This is a genomic window from Segatella paludivivens DSM 17968 = JCM 13650, assembly GCF_000373185.1.
Classification (GTDB): domain Bacteria; phylum Bacteroidota; class Bacteroidia; order Bacteroidales; family Bacteroidaceae; genus Prevotella; species Prevotella paludivivens.
Genome location: NZ_KB890648.1, coordinates 18901 through 39558, shown reverse-complemented (window position 1 = coordinate 39558; position 20658 = coordinate 18901). Strand labels below are relative to the sequence as shown.

General features: G+C 36.0%; 17 protein-coding genes, 1 tRNA gene and 1 rRNA gene. 14 read left to right on the top strand and 5 right to left on the bottom strand.

Features of this window, described 5'->3' with window-relative positions:
• The first annotated feature begins 158 nt into the window (after positions 1 to 158).
• The 5 genes from rrf (at position 159) to B045_RS0108265 (ending at position 3695) form a co-directional block, all read left to right on the top strand.
• Positions 159 to 271: ribosomal RNA gene (gene rrf / locus B045_RS0108285) — 5S ribosomal RNA — on the top strand.
• Positions 272 to 853: 582 nt separating this feature from the next.
• Positions 854 to 1297 carry a lysozyme family protein gene (locus tag B045_RS0108280; RefSeq protein ID WP_026234374.1) on the top strand — a complete coding sequence of 148 codons (444 nt, stop codon included), beginning with the start codon at positions 854 to 856 and terminating at the stop codon, positions 1295 to 1297.
• A gap of 131 nt (positions 1298 to 1428) precedes the next feature.
• Entirely contained in the window at positions 1429 to 1989 is a 561-nt protein-coding gene (locus B045_RS0108275; protein ID WP_018463806.1) for a LemA family protein, read from the top strand.
• A gap of 4 nt (positions 1990 to 1993) precedes the next feature.
• Positions 1994 to 3007, top strand: coding sequence for a M48 family metallopeptidase (locus B045_RS0108270; RefSeq protein WP_018463805.1), 1014 nt, complete (start codon positions 1994 to 1996; stop codon positions 3005 to 3007).
• 4 nt (positions 3008 to 3011) lie between these two features.
• Positions 3012 to 3695, top strand: coding sequence for a GDSL-type esterase/lipase family protein (locus B045_RS0108265; protein ID WP_018463804.1), 684 nt, complete (start codon positions 3012 to 3014; stop codon positions 3693 to 3695).
• Positions 3696 to 3844: 149 nt separating this feature from the next.
• On the opposite strand, the gene B045_RS0108260 is transcribed toward B045_RS0108265, so the two are convergent.
• Positions 3845 to 3917: transfer RNA gene (locus B045_RS0108260), tRNA-Met, on the bottom strand.
• Positions 3918 to 4138: 221 nt separating this feature from the next.
• Between B045_RS0108260 and B045_RS0108255 the strand changes: the two genes are divergently transcribed.
• From B045_RS0108255 to glmM, 9 genes are all read left to right on the top strand, one after another.
• The gene (locus B045_RS0108255; protein WP_018463803.1) at positions 4139 to 4732 is read left to right on the top strand and encodes a TetR/AcrR family transcriptional regulator; all 594 of its coding nucleotides are present in this window, start codon (positions 4139 to 4141) and stop codon (positions 4730 to 4732) included.
• A gap of 34 nt (positions 4733 to 4766) precedes the next feature.
• Positions 4767 to 5519: a 3-oxoacyl-[acyl-carrier-protein] reductase gene (gene fabG / locus B045_RS0108250; RefSeq protein ID WP_018463802.1), complete on the top strand. Its 753-nt coding sequence runs from the start codon at positions 4767 to 4769 to the stop codon at positions 5517 to 5519.
• A gap of 18 nt (positions 5520 to 5537) precedes the next feature.
• Positions 5538 to 6212: an RluA family pseudouridine synthase gene (locus B045_RS0108245; protein WP_018463801.1), complete on the top strand. Its 675-nt coding sequence runs from the start codon at positions 5538 to 5540 to the stop codon at positions 6210 to 6212.
• A gap of 116 nt (positions 6213 to 6328) precedes the next feature.
• A complete protein-coding gene (locus B045_RS0108240) occupies positions 6329 to 10942 on the top strand; it encodes a translocation/assembly module TamB domain-containing protein (RefSeq protein ID WP_025884179.1) in 4614 nt (1537 codons plus the stop codon).
• A gap of 2 nt (positions 10943 to 10944) precedes the next feature.
• On the top strand, positions 10945 to 13242 hold the full coding sequence (tamL, locus tag B045_RS0108235) for a translocation and assembly module lipoprotein TamL (protein ID WP_018463799.1): 2298 nt from the start codon (positions 10945 to 10947) through the stop codon (positions 13240 to 13242).
• Between the two features lie 352 nt (positions 13243 to 13594).
• Positions 13595 to 14506 carry a glycosyltransferase family protein gene (locus B045_RS0108230; protein WP_018463798.1) on the top strand — a complete coding sequence of 304 codons (912 nt, stop codon included), beginning with the start codon at positions 13595 to 13597 and terminating at the stop codon, positions 14504 to 14506.
• Positions 14507 to 14655: 149 nt separating this feature from the next.
• Positions 14656 to 15693 carry a DHH family phosphoesterase gene (locus B045_RS0108225; protein ID WP_018463797.1) on the top strand — a complete coding sequence of 346 codons (1038 nt, stop codon included), beginning with the start codon at positions 14656 to 14658 and terminating at the stop codon, positions 15691 to 15693.
• A gap of 133 nt (positions 15694 to 15826) precedes the next feature.
• Positions 15827 to 16465: a DUF4827 domain-containing protein gene (locus B045_RS0108220; RefSeq protein ID WP_018463796.1), complete on the top strand. Its 639-nt coding sequence runs from the start codon at positions 15827 to 15829 to the stop codon at positions 16463 to 16465.
• A gap of 11 nt (positions 16466 to 16476) precedes the next feature.
• A complete protein-coding gene (gene glmM / locus B045_RS0108215; RefSeq protein WP_018463795.1) occupies positions 16477 to 17868 on the top strand; it encodes a phosphoglucosamine mutase in 1392 nt (463 codons plus the stop codon).
• A 62-nt stretch (positions 17869 to 17930) separates the two neighbouring features.
• Here the strand turns inward: glmM and B045_RS0108210 are convergent, their stop codons facing one another.
• The 4 genes from B045_RS0108210 to B045_RS0108195 are packed head-to-tail and all read right to left on the bottom strand — an operon-like array spanning position 17931 to position 20649.
• On the bottom strand, positions 17931 to 18311 hold the full coding sequence (locus B045_RS0108210) for a hypothetical protein (protein ID WP_044067700.1): 381 nt from the start codon (positions 18309 to 18311) through the stop codon (positions 17931 to 17933).
• 2 nt (positions 18312 to 18313) lie between these two features.
• Positions 18314 to 19057, bottom strand: coding sequence for a hypothetical protein (locus B045_RS0108205; protein WP_018463793.1), 744 nt, complete (start codon positions 19055 to 19057; stop codon positions 18314 to 18316).
• The gene (queG, locus tag B045_RS0108200; RefSeq protein WP_018463792.1) at positions 19038 to 20060 is read right to left on the bottom strand and encodes a tRNA epoxyqueuosine(34) reductase QueG; all 1023 of its coding nucleotides are present in this window, start codon (positions 20058 to 20060) and stop codon (positions 19038 to 19040) included. The genes B045_RS0108205 and queG overlap by 20 nt, the downstream gene beginning before the upstream one ends.
• A complete protein-coding gene (locus B045_RS0108195; RefSeq protein ID WP_025884183.1) occupies positions 20038 to 20649 on the bottom strand; it encodes a polysaccharide deacetylase family protein in 612 nt (203 codons plus the stop codon). The genes queG and B045_RS0108195 overlap by 23 nt, the downstream gene beginning before the upstream one ends.
• Between the last annotated feature and the right edge of the window lie 9 nt (positions 20650 to 20658).

The following is a 20658-nucleotide window of genomic DNA, read 5'->3' as shown; positions in this document are numbered from 1 at the left end:
GTTGATAGGGTGCAGGTGTAAAGACGGTGACGTCAAAGCCGAGCACTACTAATTGCCCGAAACTTTCTTTCGGGAGGTCATACTTTGAGTTGTTTAAGATAGTGGTAAGAACTAAGGTTTCTTACAGTTTGCTTGTGAAAAATACGTCATAACCCATATCAGGTGGTTATTGCGGTGGTGTCCCACCTCTTCCCATTCCGAACAGAGAAGTTAAGCCCACTTGCGCCGATGGTACTGCAATACAATGCGGGAGAGTAGGTAGCCGCCTTCTTTTAAACAGAAGCCTCGAGGATAGCAATATCTTTCGAGGCTTTTTTGTGTTTATATAATCTGAGCTATCCAGGATTTTGGATAACTCCCGATTGATCTGATTACTTTTATAGATCTTATAGATCTGTTAAAATCCGATAATGCTTATAGCTCGGATAATAAGGATTAATCTTATTGTGCTGCCATATTGTTTGTGATATTTTGTTTCCATATAATCTTATATCTTGCGTTCATAAATCCAATAAATTAGAGTAAAATGATGAAATTTGCAAGGTATATAATAACAGTCTTTTTGTCATGAAAAAATACTGTGTAAATATTGTTTACTTGCTGATTATCAATATATTATAATAGTATTTCTAATTCTTAAAAATAGACAATTTAAATAATAAAGGCTTGGTAAAACGGATTTTTTTTTGTATCTTTGCAAATGATAAGAATAAGGGTAATATTTGATTTATTAGAATTACCCATTAAGGTATCTAACGGAACTGAGATTATAAGTGAAGCTCTTTCTCACATAGACTTTAATCTCGAGCAATTTTTGCTTTTTCTATTGCTCAGGTTCCATAAAGAAAAAAATATGAAGAGAAGAAACAAGATTGTGTTATTAATACTTTTAGTATTTACGTTTATTCCTGTGTCTGGTTTTGCAGCTGAGACAACATCAGGGGTAGATTCAAAAAATTACGATTGGAATCCAGTGATGGAAGCGATTGTTCAGGTGGAAAGCCACGGTAATAACCGTGCAAAAAGAGGTAGTTCAGTAGGAGCTATGCAGATTACTCCTATTTTGGTGATTGAATGTAATCAGATACTTAAAAGAAGAAAAAGCAAAAAGAGATATAAGTTATCTGATAGATTTAGTCTTTCGAAATCGAAGGAAATGTTCTTACTTATACAATCGAATTATAATCCTTTCAATAATATAGAAAAGGCTGTGCGATTATGGAATGGTGGTCTTAATTACAGTGTTCAGCGAACACAGCGATATTTTGAGAAGGTTATGAATCTGTTAAAGAATTAAATTTATTCTATAGAGCCTGGTTGTTAAAAATGACAATCAGGCTTTTTCTTCCTAATTAATCTTAATAATACATTGTTTGAACAACTTTTAGATTAATTTTGTAACCAAACAAAATATAAACTATATTGATTATGAAATTGATTATTGTATTAGTAGTCGTTGTACTACTTGTTTTTTGGTGTATCTCTATTTACAACAGTCTTGTAAAACTGAGAAACAATCGTGAAAATGCTTTTGCAAATATAGATGTACAGTTAAAACAACGTCATGATTTGGTACCTCAACTTGTTGCTACAGTTAAGGGGTATGCTGATCATGAGAAAGAAGTATTCATGAGAGTAACAGAGGCTCGCTCTGCTGCTATGGGATCTACTACGATTGATGATAAAATCAATGCTGAAAATGCTCTTACTAGTGCTCTTGCTGGATTTAAAGTTTCTTTGGAGGCTTATCCTGAGTTGAAAGCTAATGAGAACTTTCTTCAATTGCAAAATGAACTTTCTGATATAGAAAATAAGTTGGCTGCAGTTCGTAGATTCTTCAATTCAGCTACAAGAGAGCTTAATAATGCAGTAGAGGTATTCCCTTCTAATATTTTTGCCAATATGTTTGGTTTTAAGAAGGAACCTATGTTTGAAATCCCTCAGGAAGACAGAGCCGAATTTGACAAAGCTCCTGAAGTAAAGTTTTAAATAGATGAAATATGTTGGATTGCAGACTCAGATAAGTCGTAATAATATCCTGAGTTTGCTCTTATTGCTTGTTTTTCCTGTTGGTATACTTGGAATGATGTGGGTCTTCGTTGCCTTGATAAATTATTTTAGCAGTGGAGTTTATAACGATTACGGCAAGATAGTTTATCATTTTAATGAAGAAATGGTAAATCACATGTTTCTGACATATTTGCCATGGGTACTTGGAGTGGTTGGTATTTGGTTTATCATTGCCTATTTCTCAAATGTATCTATGATAAAGCAAGCTACGGGTGCACGCTCTGTAAGCCGTATGGAGAATCCACGTCTTTACAATATCGTGGAGAATCTGTGTATGACTTGCAATATGGATATGCCGCAGATTAATATCGTGGATGATCCGCAACTGAATGCTTTTGCAAGTGGAATAAACAAGAATAGCTATACAGTTACTGTTACTACAGGATTGTTGGATTTACTTGATGACAAAGAGCTTGCTGGAGTGCTGGGACATGAACTTACGCATATACGCAACCGAGATACTAAACTTCTTATTACTAGTATTATTTTTGTTGGTATAGTTTCCACAGTAATGTCATTGGTATTGAACATGATGTATAATATGATGTGGTTTGGTGGAACTAGCAGACGAAGTAACGATAATGATAATGATAAAGGTGGTGGACTTTCTATAGTTGTAATAATGGTTATAGGACTTGTGTGCTGCGCAATCGCATATCTTTTTACTCTTCTGACAAGATTTGCTATATCTCGTAAACGTGAATATATGGCAGATGCTGGTGGTGCTGAATTATGTGGTGACCCATTAGCGTTGGCTTCTGCATTGAGAAAAATATCAGGAAATCCTGGATTAGATAATGTAAAAAGAGCTGATGTAGCGCAATTGTTTATTATTCAACCTGATGACATGAAGCAGGGGCTTCTAAGTTTTATGAATTCACTGTTCAGTACTCACCCTGATACAGAGAAACGTATAGCTATTTTGGAGCAATTTTAAGATCATGACGTATTTTAATAAATTAAGAATAAGATCATTACTTGTCATAGGATTGTTTTCATCACAGGCTTTTGCACAACATGTAAGCTATCGTTCATTTGATCATTACAATGACAAGGTTGCCGAGTTTGAGCGAATGAGTGATATTGACAGTACTGATATAGTAATGTTAGGCAATAGTCTAACTGAATACGCCGGAGACTGGAGCAAACTGTTAAAGTACAGACATGTGAAAAATCGTGGTATTGCTGGTGATGATGCTGAAGGAATATCCCAAAGGCTAAACCAAATATTACCAAGAAGACCTAAGGCTGTATTTCTAATGATTGGAATTAATGATATCAGCCATGGTTTAACAGCAAGTGAGGTTTTTGAAAAATGCCAGAAAGTAATAGATAAAATCTGGGCACATAGACGTTACACGAAATTGTATGTGCAGAGTATTCTTCCTATAAATGAAACTTTCGATCAATGGAAGAATCTGGAAGGTAAGACTGATGAAGTTGCTGCTGTGAACAAACTATTGCGTCATTATTGTATGCGTAATAATATTACCTACATTAATTTGTTTAAGGATTTTAATCGGCATGGCACCAATGAAATGCGTAAACCGCTTACTTGTGATGGACTTCACTTAACTCCAATAGGGTATAAAGTTTGGACTTTTAGATTAAATCGATATTTATAAACATAAAAACGGATGCAAAAATGCATCCGTTTTTTATTTATGAATAATATTGATTATTTTAAATAAATCGGGGTATGTCCTAAAACTGTCCCATATATAATAAAAAAAACTCGGAACGCCTTGTTTAAAAGGGTTCCGAGATAATTTAGTTGCGGAGGCAAGACTCGAACATGCGACCTCCAGGTTATGAGCCTGGCGAGCTACCAACTGCTCCACTCCGCGATATTAACCAATTGAAAATCAAGAGCTTTGAAATGTTTGTTATCCTATGTTCTTGTTTTGTGAGTGCAAAGGTATCACTAATTTTTGAGACTACCAAATATTTATATGACTTTTTTTAAAATAAGTTTAATAATTACATATTATGTTTGTCATCTAAAATAAATATCCTACATTTGCACATGTTAAATATGATGTGCAATTAAAATAAGATAGGAACATATATGTCAATCTCAAGAACAAGGCAGAAGCTTGTCGACGTAGCAAGACTTCTTTTTGCCAAAAATGGTATTGCCAATACAACGATGAATGACATTGCCGTTGCTTCAGGTAAGGGACGTCGAACACTTTACACGTATTTTAGTAGGAAAGAAGACGTTTATTCAGCTGTTATAGAATCTGAATTAGAACGCCTTTCTGATAGATTGGATGAAGTTGCGAGTATGAAGATACGTCCTCAAGATAAAATAATTGAACTTATTTATACACATCTTAGTATGATACGTGAGACGGTTGTCAGAAATGGTAATCTGCGTGCGGAATTTTTTCGTAATATTTGGATGGTAGAGAAGGTGAGGAAGAACTTTGATGAGGATGAGATTGAACTGTTCCGTAAGGTTTATGCAGAAGGCAAGGCTGATGGGGAGTTTGATATTGATGATGTGGATTTAGTAGCAGACATCACTCATTATTGTATAAAGGGACTTGAAGTTCCGTTTATATATGGTCGTCTAGGACATGGATTGACCGAGGAAACCAGTAAACCATTGGTGGCAAAGGTCGTTTATGGTGCATTGGGGAAATCTATTAGCAGATAATTTTTTAATATATAACATTTAACAAATTAGAAAAATGGGATTATTAACAGGTAAGACAGCCCTTATTACAGGTGCTGGACGCGGCATTGGTAAGGCTATTGCCATGAAGTTTGCTGAAGAAGGAGCAAACATTGCATTTACAGATCTATTTATAGATGAAGAGCATGGTGGTCTGGCAACAGAGCGTGAGATTGCATCTCTTGGCGTAAAGGCAAAGGGATATGCAAGTAATGCTGCTGATTTCAAGCAGACAGAAGAAGTTGTAGCTAAGGTTAAGGAAGAGTTCGGCTCTGTAGATATTTTAGTAAATAATGCCGGTATCACAAAGGACGGTCTTATGTTGCGTATGACAGAACAGCAGTGGGATGCAGTTATTGCAGTTAACTTGAAGAGTGCATTTAACTTTATCCACGCTTGTGTTCCAGTAATGATGCGTCAGCGTGGTGGTTCTATAATCAATATGGCATCTGTTGTTGGTGTACATGGTAATGCTGGTCAGGCTAACTATGCTGCTTCAAAAGCTGGTCTTATTGCATTGGCAAAGAGTATTGGTCAGGAGATGGGTCCTAAGGGTATCCGTGCAAACGCCATTGCTCCAGGTTTCATAGATACAGCAATGACACAGGCTTTGCCTGATGATATCCGCAAGGAATGGATTAGTAAGATTCCTCTTCGTCGTGGTGGTAACGTTACTGATATTGCAAATACTGCAGTTTATTTGGCTTCAGACCTTTCTAGCTATGTTTCTGGTCAGGTTATTCAGGTTGATGGTGGTATGAACATGTAATCAATAAGTAGAAAGAAATTGATTCCAGTTTACGAAGATAATCATATAATCATTGTCTATAAGAACAGTGGCGAAATCGTACAAGGTGATAAAACCGGAGATGAGCCATTGTCTGAGACAGTGAAGAAATACATAAAGGAGAAGTACCAAAAGCCGGGAAATGTTTTTCTCGGCGTGGTACATCGCCTTGATCGTCCTGTTTCGGGACTTGTTGTCTTTGCAAAGACATCAAAAGCACTTACACGTTTGAATCAAATGTTTCGTGATGGTGAAGTGCATAAGACATATTGGGCAATAACAAAGGATGCTCCAAAGGAGTCAGAAGGTATGCTAACGGATTGGCTTGTAAGAAATGAAAAGCAGAATAAAAGTTATGTATACAATCATGAGGTTCCAAATTCAAAAAAAGCAATCTTGCAATATAAGGTAATTGCCCATACCGATAATTATAATTTGCTAGAGATAAATCTTATGACAGGTCGTCATCATCAGATACGTTGCCAATTGGCAAATATGGGATGTCCGATAAAAGGAGACCTGAAGTATGGTGCAAAGAGAAGTAATCCTGATGGGAGTATATCTTTATTGTCACATCACGTTGAGTTCGCTCATCCAGTGTCAAAAGAACTTATTTCTATTGATTCACCAGTTCCTGATGACAATTTATGGAACGCTTTGGCTGAATCTGTGTAAGTTTTGTCGGTAAAATTTGCACAATTCGCTTTTTTATTATATTTTCGCAGTTAGTTATTTATTAAGCGCGACAAGAAATATTATGCTAATCTTATTATTGACATAATTTGATGCCTATGAGGAAGTATGTAAAATGGGGTGTCTGGATAATAGGTACGCCATTTATATTGTTTGCCATCTTGGCAATATTGTTTTATTTCCCTCCATTTCAAAAATGGGCAGTAAAGCAAGTAACTGCATACGCCTCAGAAAAGACAAAGACAGAGATAACTATTAACCACGTAAATCTTGAATTTCCATTAAATCTTGGCATTGAAGGTGTGAAGGTTCTTCAACAGAATGATTCCATGCCACAGATAAAGGATACTGTTGCCGACATCAAAAAAGTAGTAGCCAATGTAAGACTCATTCCTCTTTTCAGTAAGAAAATAGATATAGACGAGTTGAGTTTTGATGACATGAAAGTGAATACAACTAATTTTATTCACGAAGCACGTGTAAAGGGTACTATCGCAAGAATGGACTTGGTGTCACATTGCATTGACTTAGGCGCTGAACACGTAAATATAGATAAGGCGAATCTTAAGAATGCTGTCCTTGATGTGGCATTAAGTGATACCGTACCCAAGGATACAACAAAGAAAACTAATTTTTGGAAAATCAATGTTCACCGGTTGAATGTTGAGAAGACTGGCTTGACAGTTCATATGCCAGGTGACACTACTCGAGTTCAGGCTTATCTTGGTAAGTCAATTACCGAAGACGGTTATTTTGATTTATATAAAGGATCTTATAAAATAAAATGTTTCGACTGGAAAGACGGTAGCTTGAATTATGATAACAATTTTAAGATACATTCCAAAGGATTTGACTATAACCACTTTGGCCTAAGTAACATTGCTATAGGCATAGAAAATCTTTCATACCTTAAGCCGAATTTGAGGATGAAATTACGTGAGTGTAGTTTCAAAGAGAAAAGCGGAATGGTCGTTGACGCATTATCAGGAAAAATGCACCTTGACTCAAATAGAATATTTTTGCAGAATCTTTATTTTAAGACGCCGCAATCATATCTTCACGCAAGAGTGTCCTTGGATTTGAATACATTTGTAAAAGACAATCCTGGAAAATTTAATTTAGCTTTAAACGGAAGTCTCGGAAAGCATGATTTGATACGTCTCATGGGTAATATGCCGTCTGCGTTTAGAAAGCAATGGCCGAATTATCCTTTAACTATTTCTGGTACAGCCACTGGCAATATGAAATCAGTGAGCTTCTCAAGACTTGCTGTAAAGTTGCCTACGGCATTCAAGTTTGATGCAAAAGGTTTTGTATCGAACATAGAAAATCTAAAGAAACTTAGCGGAAGCGTGAATATAAAAGCACATACATATAACTTAGTCTTTGTAAAGTCATTGCTTTCTAAAGAAATAAGCCGCAATGTAAGAATACCAAATGGAATTTATGTTGATGGCGCTTTTAAGTTTAACGGAAAAAAATATGCAGCAAACTTCATTGCAAACGAAGGTAAGGGACATATGAGAGCCGTGGTTGATTTCGATGCTGATAGAAAGGCATATAATGCAACAATAAATGCTTCGAATTTGCAGTTGCAGCACTTTGTTCCAAATTATGGTTTGAATCCTTTTACAGGTTATGTAGCGTTGAAAGGAAAAGGCTTTGACTTTACTTCTTCACGTACAATGATTGTTGCAAAATCCAGAATAAGTAAATTCAATTATGGCGGTTACAATCTTGATCGTGTTAACGCAAATGTAAAATTACAGAATGGTGTTGCCAATGCCATTATAAATAGTCTGAATCCTTTGTTAAAGGGATATATAAACCTCAGTGCATTAGTACATAAAAATAATGTCAAGGCTACGCTTGTCTGCGATTTAGCTAAAGCGGATTTATATAATCTTAAGCTAACGAAGTCACCTTTGTTTGCATCTATATGTGCCCATCTGGATATAGAGTCAGACATGAAAAAATATTATAAGGTGAATGGAATGGTTAATGACTTGGCTATTCATGACAGTACAAAATTTTATAAGTCAGATGCTATTGCTGTCGACATACTTTTGCGTAGTGACACGACACATGCAATTATTAACAGTAATGATTTCAATATTGGTATAGATTCCAAAGGTGGTTATAAACGATTGCTGAGTCAAGGACAAAGTATCGTAAAGGAGATTCAGCGTCAACTTAAAGATCGAGTCATCAATCAGGTTATGTTGCGTAGAAAGTTGCCTGATGCAAGTATCACATTCTCAAGCGGTAAAGATAACTTCTTGGTCTATCTTCTTAATAAATATGGTTATTATTTCTCAAGAGCAAATGTTGATATGCACTCTTCGCACATTGCTGGTCTTACAGGAAATGTAAGCATAGATTCTTTGGTTATGGATAGTATTCGGCTTGACACCGTAAGATTCAACATAAAGTCGGATAATGATAAGTTTGTTTATCGTGCTCAAGTTATCAACAATCGTAGAAATCCACAATATGTGTTTCGTGCTATTTTAGACGGAGAATTAAATGAACATGGTTCTTCTTTGAAGGCAAAACTTTATGATGCCAAAGACAAATTGGGAATACAACTTGGGTTGTTGGCAGAAATGAAGCAAGATGGAATACGTATGAGTATATTGGGGGATAAACTGATACTTGGTTATAAGACATTTAATGCCAATGATGATAATTATGTGTTCTTAGGGGATGACAGACGATTGTCGGCTAAGCTTCAGTTAAAGTCTGATGATGGAATGGGAGTCCAGTTGTTTACGGATGACGGAAACAAAGAAGCACTTCAAGATCTAACAGTATCATTGCACCAATTCAAACTGCATGATATACTTTCTGTTTTGCCTTATACACCTGATGTATCGGGAGTTTTGAACGGAGATTATCACTTTATACAAACTAAAGATGAAATTTCTGTATCAACAAATATGACGGTGGACAAAATGATATATGAGAATTGTCCAATGGGAGATATAGGAGCAGAGTTTGTGTATATGCCAAAGAAGGACGGTTCACACTATGTTGATGGTGTACTCTCACAAAATGGATTAAAAATAGCCACTGTTAAAGGAACATACAACTCTGAAGGAGCTGGAAATATTGATGCAAACCTAGGATTTGACCGTACACCGATGGCTGTGTTCAATGGTTTTATGCCTAAACAAATTATCGGCTTTAAGGGTTATGCAGAGGGTACCCTCAGCATGAATGGGACTTTGACAAAACCAAATATAAATGGAGAAATTTATCTTGATTCTGCATATCTGGTGAGTCAGCCTTATGGTGTAGAGATGCGTTTTGATAATGATCCAGTTACAATAAGCGGAAGTAAATTGCTGTTTGAGAATTTCCAGATGTATGCTCATAATGCCAGTCCATTGACAATGTCTGGATATCTTGATTTCTCTGATTTAAGCAAAATGCAAATGGACGTAAAAATGAGAGCATCTAATTTAGAGATTATAGATTATAAGGAAAACTTACGTTCAGAAGTTTTTGGAAAGGCTTTTGTTAATTTCTATGGAAGTATGCATGGGTATTTGAACAACTTACAGATGAGAGGAAAACTTGATGTGCTTGGATCTACAGACATGACATATATCTTGAGAGATTCACCAATCACGACTGATAACCAATTAGACGGATTGGTTAAGTTTACTGATTTTCGTAATTCTAAAACTCAGACAGTAAGCCGTCCTCAATTAGCAGGTTTCAATATGGATTTATCTATGAATATCAACGAAAGTGCTCATATACTTTGTGCGCTTAATGCTGGTAAGTCAAACTATGTTGATCTTATTGGTGGTGGAGATTTGAGAATGCAATATAACACAGTTGATAATTTGCGCCTTACAGGAAGATATACTTTGAACAATGGCGAGATGAAATATTCATTGCCTATAATTCCTTTGAAGACATTTAATATACAGGATGGAAGTTATATAGAGTTCAATGGTGATCCCATGAATCCAAAACTTAATATTACAGCAACAGAAACAAACAAGGCTACAGTCTCTTCTGATGGTGGAACGGGTAGAACTGTTTCTTTCGAGTGTGGTGTGAAGATAACGAAGACATTGAAAGATATGGGGTTGGAATTCATCATACAATCCCCTGAGGACATGGCTGTAAGTAATCAGTTGAATACGATGAGCGTTGAGGAACGTGGAAAGATAGCTGTTACTATGCTTACTACTGGTATGTATCTTGCTGACGGAAATACAAACGGATTTTCAATGAACTCGGCATTAAGTGCATTCTTGCAAAGTCAAATCAACGGTCTAGCTGGTAATGCTTTGAAAACATTAGACTTAAGCTTTGGTATGGATAATGCGATGGATGCTAGCGGAATTCAGCATACAGATTATTCTTTCAAGTTTGCAAAGAGATTTTGGAACAACCGTCTTAGAATTATTGTAGGCGGTAAGTTCTCTACTGGACCAGATGTGGCAAATCAGAATCAGTCATTCTTTAGCAATGTATCTTTTGAATATCGTCTGAATAAGGCTTCAACACAATATTTGAAACTATTCTATGATCGTGATAGTTATGACTGGTTGGAAGGAGATGTAGGACAATATGGCGCTGGTTTTATATGGCGTCGTAAGGTGCAGCATTTCAGTGATATATTCCGTTTCAAGGATCCTGAATCTTCAATTCCTGTGGTAGTTGATAAAAATAATGCAGTAAAGCAAAAATAAATATGATCTCGAAAAAATATAATTACATATTGTTTATTGGCGTTTTAGCTCTGCTTTCAGCTTGTTCCACTACGGACAAAGTACCAGAAGGTGACCAACTGTATGTAGGACTGACAAAGATAAAATATACTAATTATGAGAGTAATTCTCATTTCAAATTCACCCGTGATGAACTTGATGCTGCTTTGGCATGTGCTCCAAATGGTGCATTGTTTGGTAGTTCATATTATCGCACTCCGTTTCCTTATGGTCTGTGGGTTTGGAATGCTTTTTCTAAATCAGAAGGACCTATTGGTAAATGGATTGCAAAATCATTTGGTAAGGCTCCTGTTTTGATGAGTTGGGTAAATCCGGCTTTGCGTGCATCTGTTGCTCAATCTGTACTTAAATCACATGGATATTTTAATGGAAGCGTGAATTACAATACAATAACGATGAGAAATCCAAAGAAAGCAAAGATTGGTTACGATATTGACTTGGGACATCTATACACGATTGATAGCGTGGTTTATGAAAAGTTTCCAGAAGGTGCTGACAGTTTGTTGAAAAAAACATTAACCAATGCTGTTATACATAAGGGAGATGCTTTTGATGTGTCTACATTGGATGCAGAAAGAACACGAGTGAGTGCTTTGTTTCGTAATAATGGATATTATTATTATCAACCAAGTTATGCTTCTTATCTTGCAGATACTCTTTCGGTTCCTGGTAAAGTTCAGATGAAATTTCAACTTGCAGAACAAATTCCAGAAAGAGCAATGCGCAAATGGTATATTGGAAAGGTAGACTTGCAATTGCGTAAGCAGATGATGGAACAACTCAGTGACTCATTGGTGCATCGTAATTTTACAGTTCATTTCAATGGACGTCATTCTCCGATACGTCCAAGAGTTATAATGCGCGATTTAAAACTAAGACCAGGAAATATATATAGTTACGATAACTATTTGGAATCTTCAAATAGAATTTCTGGTAATGGACTGTTTAGCATAGTTGATTTTCAATTTGCTCCGCGTGACACATCTGCCACATGCGATACGTTAGACTTGGCTTTGAATTGTGTATTTGATAAACCTTATGATTTCTATGTTGAGACAAATTACACAGGCAGGACAAGTGGAAGAATGGGACCTGGAATGATTGTCGGTTTTACAAAGCGAAATGCTTTCCGCGGAGGAGAAAAGCTTGATATAAATGTAAAAGGATCTTATGAATGGCAGTCAGGACATACAGCTAGTGGCACTAGTGATAAAATGAATTCGTATGAATATGGTGGTGATGCATCTCTGGAGTTTCCAAGACTTATAATGCCTTTTATGCAGCATCGTAGATTCTTTGTGACTCCGTCTACATTATTAAAGGCTTCTACTGATATCATCAATCGGGCAGGATATTTCAAGCGTCATATAGCATCAGGAGAGTTAACATATACTTTCCAGACAAGCAAGAACTCTATGCATCAGTTCAGTCCTATTATACTTGAGTATGAGTATATGACTTCACATACTGCTAAATTTGACTCTGTAATGAAGGCTAGTCCTTATCTTCAAGTGTCAATGAAGAATCAGTTTATTCCTAAAATGAGATACAGTTATATATACACTAGTGACAAAACATACAGAAATCCAATATGGTGGCAGACAACAATCAGTGAGGCTGCTAATATACTTTCATTGGGCTATGCAATTGCAGGAAAGTCATGGAGTGAGAAAGATAAAAAACTGTTTAAGAATTCTTATGCACAATATGTGAAAATAGAAACAGAATTCAGAAAGACGTGGCGATTGGCAGAGCATTCAAACCTTGTAGCTCATTTTGACCTAGGTGCAATATGGGCTTATGGTAACTCTGATATGGCACCTTGGAGTGAACAATTCTACGTTGGTGGTGCAAATAGTGTGCGTGCATTTACTGTAAGAAGTGTGGGACCAGGATCTTATTATCCTACAGCAAACACTTACTCTTATCTAGACCAGACTGGAGACATTAAGTTTCTTGCTAATTTGGAATATCGTCCACATCTTTTAGGTAATCTCTATGGTGCCGTGTTCTTGGATGCAGGAAACGTGTGGACAATGCACGATAGTAGCGATCGTCCTGGGGGAAAGTTTCAATTAAATAATGCTGTTAAGGAAATGGCTCTTGGTACAGGTATTGGATTAAGATATGACCTAGATTTTTTTGTGATTAGAGTAGACTGGGGAGTAGGTCTTCACCTTCCATATAAGAGTGGTTTTTATAATCTACCTAATTTCAAGGACAGCCAAAGTCTGCATTTGGCAATCGGAATGCCTTTCTAGTTATGTAAAAAATAAGGTTCTTCGTTAATTTATGGGGAAATCCTCCATAAATGGGCTAGTATGTCTACCAAAAAAAGTTTTTTTAATGCCACTAATGGCATAATGTCACAAACCCTTTATTTATCTGACATTAGTGACATTAAAAAAAACTTTTTCCGATAGAGTTAAGCCCTTTTATGAATGATATTATCCTAAATTGACTAAGAACCCAAAATAATCAGTTACAGCATAAAAAAAAATGTTATGTTGATTAAAAAGTGTGGCGATACTTATTCATTCTCAGTATTATTTGTTAAATTTGCAATTCAAATTAAAGTACGATTCAAATTAAAGCACAATAAAAATATTATTTATGAAACCTACATTGTTACTTTTAGCTGCCGGCATGGGCAGTCGTTATGGTGGTCTTAAGCAATTAGATGGTCTGGGTCCAAACGGAGAAACCATTATGGATTATTCTATTTATGATGCTATTCAGTCAGGATTCGGTAAGATCGTATTTGTTATCCGTAAAGATTTCGAAAATGAATTCCGCACAAAGATACTTTCTAAGTACGAAGGTCATGTACCTGTAAAATTGGTATTCCAGGGTATTGACAGTCTTCCTGAAGGATTCTCTGTACCAGAAGGTCGTGAGAAACCATGGGGAACCAATCATGCTGTACTTATGGCAAAAGATGTTATCAAGGAACCATTCTGTGTTATCAACTGTGATGATTTCTATAACCGTGACTGTTTCAAGGTAATTGGCAAGTTCTTGGCTGATCTTCCAGAAGGAAGCAAAAATACATATGCTATGGTTGGCTTCAGAATAGGTAATACTCTTTCAGATAACGGCACAGTAGCTCGTGGAATTTGCTCAAAAGATGCTAACGAAAATCTTACAACTGTTGTTGAGCGCACAGAAATCATGCGTGTAGACGGTAAGGTTTCTTACAAAGATGAAGAAGCAAAATGGGTTGCAGTAGAGGATAACACTCCTGTATCAATGAATGTATGGGGTTTCACTCCAGACTATTTTGAACATAGCGAGGCTTATTTCAAGGAGTTCCTTTCTGATCCTAAGAATATGGAAAATCTTAAGGCAGAGTTCTTCATTCCATTGATGGTAAACAAACTTATCAACGAAAATACTGCTACAGTAAAGGTTCTTGATACAACAAGTAAATGGTTTGGTGTTACTTATTCTGCAGATCGTCAGAGCGTAGTAGACAAGATTCAAACTCTTGTAAACGATGGTGTATATCCAAATAAGATCTTCTAGATTTGTGATATAATAGAATATTCAAACTATTCTTTATAAAATATAGTCTTGGTCAGAAATGATGGTAATAGATTTATTACATCAATTCTGACCAATTTTTGTTTTCATTATATTGGGTTTCACCTAATTTTATTACCTTTGCAATCATTATGCAGATAGATATTATAACAGAGAAAGAAATCGCTGAGTTAAGAACTCTTATTAGCGATGCAAATAAAATAATACTTGTGGGGCACAAAAGTCCTGACGGTGATGCAATAGGTGCTTGTCTTGGTTTGGCGGAATATTTGCGTCAGCAGGGCAAAAGTCCATCTGTCTTTGTTCCTGATGCATATCCTGATTTTTTAAAATGGTTGCCTGGTACTGAGAAGATAGTAAGATATGATAAGCACAAAGTTGAAATAGATGCTGCTTTTAAGAATGCAGACTTGATATTTTTTCTAGACTTTAACGATGCTGCACGACTTGAAGATATGCAAGAAAGTATAGATGCGTCTTCTGCAAAAAAAGTGGTTGTAGACCATCATCTTAATCCAGTCATTGATTCTGTTATAACTATTTCACATTCAGAAGCATGCAGTACATGTGAATTGGTATTTCGCCTAATCTATCAACTCTCTGGAATTGAAAATATGACGCGTAAGATAGCTGTTCCATTATATTGTGGAATGATGACTGATACAGGTGGCTTTACTTATAATTCAGCACGTCCAGAAATATATTCAATTATAGGACTTCTTCTCACAGTTGGAATAGATAAGGATAAAATATACCGCAATGTATTCAACAACTATAGCCCATGGGCAATTAAGTTCCGTGGTTATTTAATGAGTCAGAAGTTGAATATCTTTGAGGAATATCATGCCTCTTATTTCACCGTTAGTAGGGATGATATGAAAAAATATCACTTTATAAAAGGAGATTTAGAAGGACTTGTCAATGAACCGCTGCGTATAAAGGGACATAAGTTTTCAATATCACTTCGTGAGGATGATCGTCACGATAATACGGTTCTTGTGAGTTTACGTTCTGTTGATGATTTTCCTTGTAATATGGTCTCTGAAGAATTTTTCAATGGGGGAGGGCATCTTAATGCTAGTGGTGGTAAACTGCATTGTAGTCTTGCAGAGGCTGAAACAATAGCTCGCAATGCTATAATCAAATTCGGTGATATGTTGAAAGCTTAAAAATTGGGAAATATAAATAAAAACTCTCATTATAACCTTTCTATATGTTAGCTTTTTAGTATCTTTGCATCAAAATGATAGGATAATTCGCACATTTGCATTATCTTTGTCATTGTAATTTATAAATTTAACGATGAAGAAAACTCTATTTGCACTTCTCGCTTTGGTTGGTATAATGATTTTCGGTTCATGTAGCAATACGGAAACTTATGCTGATAAGAAGAAAAAGGAACGCTCGGCAATCAACCAGTTTATCGCTGATTCTGCCGTTAATGTAATTTCTGAAGCAACTTTTTTTGCACAAGATTCCACTACAAATGTTAGTAAAAACGAATATGTGCTATTTAATAGTTCAGGAGTATATATGCAGATTGTAAGGAAGGGTACTGGCTCTAGATTGAAGAGTGGTGATACTTCTCCTGTTCTTATGAGATTTACTGAGGTTAACCTTATGACAGATTCTGTTCTGTTGTCAAATGATGTGCTTAAATATTCTGCTATTGTAGACCATTTGAATGTAAGGAATATTTCAGGTTCTTTCTATGGACAATTTGTATCTGGTGAAAGTTTGTTTGCTAGTTTTTATAGTACAACATCAGTTCCAGAAGGACTGTTGGTTCCTTTCGCTTATATCAATCTCGCACGTTATGAGTCTGCTGAGAGTGATATCGCCAAGGTAAAATTAATCGTTCCGTCGGCTAAGGGTACAACAATTGCATCAAGCGATGTATATCCTTGTCTGTATGAAATTACATTGCAAAAAGGTAGATAACATATAAATATATGACACTAATTAAATCTATTTCTGGCATCCGCGGTACTATAGGCGGGCATGCTGGTGACACTCTTAATCCTCTTGACATCGTTAAGTTTACTTCGGCTTATGCTACATTTATTCGTCGCAGTAAGAAATCAGACAGCAACAAAATTGTTGTTGGTCGTGATGCTCGTATCTCTGGAGACATGGTTAAGAATGTTGTGTGTGGTACTCTTATGGGTATGGGATATGATGTTATCAACATTGGTCTTGCTACAACACCGACAACAGAAATTGCTGTGCGTATGAGTGGAGCTGATGGTGGTATTATCATCACTGCAAGTCATAACCCACGTCATTGGAACGCTCTTAAATTACTTAATAATGAAGGTGAGTTCCTGACAAAAGATGATGGTAATGAGGTGCTCGATATTGCAGAACGTGAAGATTTTGATTTTGCTGATGTAGATAATCTAGGCAAATACAATGAAGATGATACTTTTGATAAACGACACATTGATAGTGTGTTGAATTTGAAACTTGTTGATGTTGATGCTATCAAAAAGGCTGGTTTTAAGGTCGTAGTTGATTCAATAAATTCCGTTGGTGGTGTAATTCTTCCTGATCTATTAAAGGCTCTTGGAGTAGATTATAAATTCCTTAATGGAGAAGCTAATGGTGACTTTGCTCATAATCCAGAACCAATAGAGAAAAACCTTGGTGGTATTATGGGTGAACTAGCTAAGGGTGGTTATGATCTAGGTATAGTAGTAGATCCAGATGTAGACCGTCTTGCATTTATATGTGAGGATGGCAAAATGTTTGGTGAAGAATATACTTTGGTTTCTGTTGCTGATTATGTTTTGAGCAACACACCAGGTAATACAGTTTCAAACTTGAGCTCAACTCGTGCACTTCGTGACGTAACTGTTAAGCATGGTGGTGTTTACACTCCTGCAGCAGTTGGAGAGGTTAATGTAACCACAAAGATGAAGGATGTTCATGCTGTTATCGGTGGTGAAGGCAATGGTGGAGTAATATATCCTGAGAGTCATTATGGTCGTGATGCTCTTGTTGGTATAGCTTTGTTCTTGTCTAATCTAGCTCATAAGGGATGCAGTATTAGCGAACTTCGTGCTACATACCCAGAATATTGTATTGCTAAGAATAGAATAGATCTTACTCCTTCTACTGATGTAGATGCAATCCTTGTTAAGGTTAAGGAGATGTATGGTAAGGAAAAAGATGTTACTGTTACTGACATTGATGGAGTCAAACTTGACTTTCCAAACAAATGGGTACATCTTCGTAAGAGTAATACGGAGCCAATTATCCGTGTATACAGTGAGGCTGCAACGATGGATGAGGCTGATGCATTGGGCAAGAAACTCATGCAGGTAGTTTATGATATGCAATAAGTTATATTATAATATATAAAAAAGGTGCAATTCTATTTTTGAATTGCACCTTTTTTCTTAATTTATTTGCTCATGAATTCGCCTTGAACCAAAGCAATCTTTATCCATAAATCCATATACTTTTGCTGGAAAGAAACAAGGTCTGTTGGATTACCCTTGTCATCATATATGTGTGTCTCTGGTTTACCATTATCTTTTATTTTCATTGAAATTGCTTCTTTTCCATTGTCATGATAGAATTTCAATGATTTCAAAACACCTTTATCGGTGTTAAAAATACCTGTTTTGTCATCTTCAGTCCGTATTTCCCCAGTAAATGGTTTATTATTGTAATACACTGAATCTTTTTCAAAACTTACTTCATTGATGTGTATTTTCTTCGTACACGAAGTTGTCATTAATGTGGCAATGGATATTATGATTAATATCTTTATTTGTTTCATTTTTAATTTGCTTTTTCTTTATTTGAAATACCATCGATTTCAGCTAATTCTTTGTACATATCATCGAGAGTATTGAAGAGTACATTGATATTAGCCTCATTTCCACATGCTTCCTCAAAGAGTTCTACTAAATCGTCACTTTCTTTTTTCAATACACTGTTGTTGATTAGTATATTTGTATTTATAAGCAACAATCTAAGTATTGTTATTTGGTTTAGGCTTTTCTTACCTGATTTTGCAGTTCTTATTCCAGCTGCATACGCTTTCATGATTGTTCTCACCATAAGTTGGATGGCTTTTGTTTCGTCAATTGCAGCCAACTGTATGCCTTTTATGTATTGTTGTAAATGCTCTGGTATAGTTGAGAACATACCACCAAGAAGCAATTCCATATTTCTCCTGTACTCGTCAACTGTTGCTTCATAAAGTTTGGTTGTCTTACAAGCATATTTCAAATAATCATGAACTGTGAGTTTCTTTTCTTTGGAAAGTTTCTGTATGTCACTCTCAACTTTTTCTTCATCAGAGTAGTTAAGTCTTATAAGAGTTGGCAACATTATATCCATGAAATGGTTTCCTATTTCTTCATAATGCTCGAGCATAGCTTGTTTGATATTGCTAGGATTATTCTTCTCGTTAAAATCGTCACCAGGGTATGTGCTGTCTACGATTGCAGTACTGAAAGCTTCGAAAAAAGCTCTTGTTAGTGCGGCTGTTGCTTGGTAACTATTCACTCTTTTTGTCATAGTTTTGTTGTTTTGGGTATAAAGTTAGCTTTTTTTCTTTATTGATGCAAGCCACGGCATCAATATTTCTTTTCAGTCCTTTGTATTTTGCTCTTTTTACGGCACTGCCTTTAAATAATTCTCTGTATTCTTCTTCTGTTAGGTTCTGCCATTTTTCCTTGGTCATATTTAAAAGCTCTTCCTTTGGTTGAAGTTCTGGTGTGTCGTTTGGTTGAGCGAATCTATTCCATGGACATGCATTGAGACATTTGTCGCATCCATATATTGTCTCTCCCATCTCCTTTGCTAAAAGATAGCTTATTTTACTACTATTTTCTATTGTTTGGTACGACAAGCATCGTTCGGAATCAATTTCATTACATTCACTTATAGCATTAGTTGGGCATGAGTCAATACATTTATGGCATTTCCCACATTTACTTTTAATGGGCGTATCATATTTAAGTTCGACATCAAGAAATAATTCACCAAGAAAGAACATACTCCCGGCATGTGGTATTATTAGTTGATGATTCTTTCCGGTCCATCCTAAACCAGCTCTTTCTGCCCAATATCTTTCTAGTACAGGTCCAGAGTCAACGAAAATTCTGCATTTATTGGCTTGTGGATCTTTGGAATACAATTCATCTTCAAATCCAATTTTTTGGGCAAGTTGTCTTAATTTGTTTTTTATAATGTCGTGATAATCTTTGCCAAGTGCGTAGGCTGCAAGTTGATATTCTCCTTTTTTTATGGTCTTTTTAGGTGCATAGTTAAGAGCTACACAAACAATACTCTTTACCCCATTCATTAACAATCTGGGATCAAGTCGTTTGTCAGTGTAATTATACATGTAATCCATATTGGCATAGTTGCCTTTTTGGATCCAGTTTTTTATATGCTTAGCGGTCTCATCATCTACGGCTTCTGCTTTGGCAATGCCACATGCAAAAAAGCCGAGGTTTTGTGCCTCGGCTTTTATTGCCTCTGTAAGTGAGACACTATTCAAAGGTTTTGAATTCATAACCTTGTTCCTTTAACCATTTTATTGATTCTGGAAGTGCTGTCTTTAACTTGTCAATACTCTTTAGTGAATCGTGGAAAGTTATTATAGAACCATTTCTGGCAAACCGCTTGACATTGTTTACAACATCATCGGCTTCAAGCCATTTTGAATAGTCTCTTGTTACCAAGTCCCACATTACTACTTTGTATTTCTTTTTTAGCCACCAATATACAGAGTGTCTCATCCATCCATGTGGTGGTCTAAACAAGTGTGAGTGAATTAAATCATTTGCTTGATCGGTATTTTCTGCATAGGTTATTGTCCAATGCTTGAATGAACCGAGATGATTGAATGTATGGTTACCCACTTGATGTCCCTCTTCAATGATTTTGTTGTATAGGTCATGGTGTCTCAATACATTTTCACCCACCATAAAGAATGTTGCCTTTACATCAAACTTTCTAAGAGTATTTAAAATGAAAGGTGTGGACTCGGGGATAGGACCGTCATCAAACGTCAGATAAACCGAATGTTCTTTCTTGTCCATTCTCCAAGTCGCACTGGGATACATCCAGCGCAACCATTTTGCTGGTTGCTCTATAAACATATCTTTTCT